This is a genomic window from Streptomyces graminilatus (assembly GCF_001418565.1).
GTDB lineage: Bacteria > Actinomycetota > Actinomycetes > Streptomycetales > Streptomycetaceae > Streptomyces > Streptomyces graminilatus.
This window is the reverse complement of sequence record NZ_LIQQ01000295.1, coordinates 1-1909: the sequence shown is the minus strand read 5'-3', so window position 1 is coordinate 1909 and position 1909 is coordinate 1. Positions and strand designations below refer to the sequence as shown.

Below are 1909 nucleotides of genomic sequence, written 5' to 3'. Positions count from 1 at the left end.
GTCGGGGAGGGCGGGATCGTGCAGGGCCACAGCGGTCAGCCTCCTCGGACGGCGAGTCGCTCGATCGCCGCCATGGGGACGGGGAGCCAGTCGGGGCGGTGCCTGGCCTCGTAGACGACCTCGTACACGGCCCGGTCGGTCTCGTACGCGCGCAGCAGCCCGGGGTCGCGGAGCGGATCCCACCCCGCCCGGGCCGCGTACCCGGCGCAGTAGGCCTCCCGGCAGTGCAGTGCCCAGTCGGGCTGCCACGGCAGGCGGGTACGGGCGGCGTAGTCGAAGGAGCGCAGCATGCCGGCTATGTCCCGTACCGGCGACTGGGCGCTGCGGCGTTCGGCGAGCGGGCGGGACGGCTCCCCCTCGAAGTCGATCACGAACCACTCCCCGTCCGAACCGCCCGCGCGCAGCACCTGTCCGAGGTGCAGATCACCGTGGACGCGCTGCGCGGCAGGACCGGCGTCGAACCCGGCCAGGGCGTCGAAGGCGGCCCGGAGCCGCCTGGCATACGGCCGCAACGCCGGTACGCACGTCACGGCCGCGTCGAGCCGCTCGGTCATCGCCGCCGCCGTACGCCTGCTGTGCCGTACGCCGTGCGTGTCGCGGGGGAAGGCGGTCGCGAGGGCCAGGTGTACGTCGGCGGTGGCGCGGCCCAGTTCGTGGGCCTCGTCGGTGAACGGGCGCCCGGCGGCGAGGGCGCGCAGGGCGAGCGTCCAGCCGTCGGAGGCGTCCGGCAGGAACGGCTGGAGGACCCCGAGAGTCGCGTCCTGTGGCAGATCGGTCCGGAACCAGGCGGCGGGGGCGGGTACCCGGGCGCAGCCCTGCCGGGCGAGGGCCGCGGGCACCTCCAGGTCCGGGTGGACACCCGGCTGGACGCGTCTGAGCACCTTCAGGATGAACGCGTCGCCGTACACGAGCGAGGAGTTGGACTGCTCGACGTCGAGGAGGCGCGGGGCGAGTCCGGCGGGCACGCCGATGCCGGGGTGGGCCTCGAAGCGGAGGGGGCCGGCCGTTCCGGGGTGTCTCAGACGCTCCAGCAGCAGCCCGGCCGCGCGAGGGTCCTGAAGGGCGTCGTGGACCAGCAGCCCGGCGAAGGGCCCCTCGGCCACTCGGCCGATGAGGGCCCGGCCGAGGCGCGGCGACGGGCGCTCCCGTACGCCGAGCAGCAGTTGGTAGCAGTCGCCCGGCGGGGGAGTGCCGCCGGGGGCGGGGACGGCCGGGTGGCCGGTGCGGACGAGCAGATGCAGACAGCCCGGAAACAGCTCGGTCATCGACAGCAGGCCGAGGTCCGTGACGGGCCGGTCCTTGCCCGCGAACCAGCGCTGCTGGGGCAGCCACTCGCGCAGCAGATCGCCGAGCGAGGTCAGCGGCCCGGCGAGGCCCGTCCCGCTCGGGCGAAGGGATGCGGTCTTCGGCATGGTGACGCGTCCTTTCGCGGGCACACACTCACGGTCGGCGGGCAGTGCGCGGGGCGGCTCGCGGCAGCCGGAACCAGTAGAAGCCGTGGCCGGCGAGGGTGAGGAGGTAGGGGAGTTCTCCGATGGCGGGGAAGCGGACTCCGCCGATCAGCTCGACCGGGTGGGTGCCGTTGTAGGCGCGGAGGTCGAGTTCGGTGGGCTGGGCGAAGCGGGAGAAGTTGTGGACGCACAGGACGAGGTCGTCCTTGTGTTCGCGGAGGAAGGCGATGACGGCGGGGTTGGTGGAGGGGAGCTCGGTGTAGGAGCCGAGGCCGAATGCCGGGTTCTGCTTGCGGATCTCGATCATCCGGCGGGTCCAGTGCAGCAGCGACGAGGGCGACGACATCGACGCCTCGACGTTGGTGACCTGGTAGCCGTAGACGGGGTCCATGATGGTCGGCAGGACCAGTCGCCCGGGGTCGCAGGAGGAGAAGCCGGCGTTGCGGTCGGGGGTCCAC

The 1909-nt window shown here is 73.5% G+C and carries 2 protein-coding genes; both read right to left on the bottom strand.

The genetic code is table 11. The features are described 5' to 3' along the window. Window positions 1–35: 35 nt before the first annotated feature. Window positions 36–1412 carry a maltokinase N-terminal cap-like domain-containing protein gene (locus AOK08_RS24375; protein ID WP_055529808.1) on the bottom strand — a complete coding sequence of 459 codons (1377 nt, stop codon included), beginning with the start codon at window positions 1410–1412 and terminating at the stop codon, window positions 36–38. A gap of 28 nt (window positions 1413–1440) precedes the next feature. Next, on the bottom strand, window positions 1441–1909 hold a 469-nt coding region (locus tag AOK08_RS24370), incomplete at its 5' end, for an alpha-glucosidase C-terminal domain-containing protein (RefSeq protein WP_198539365.1).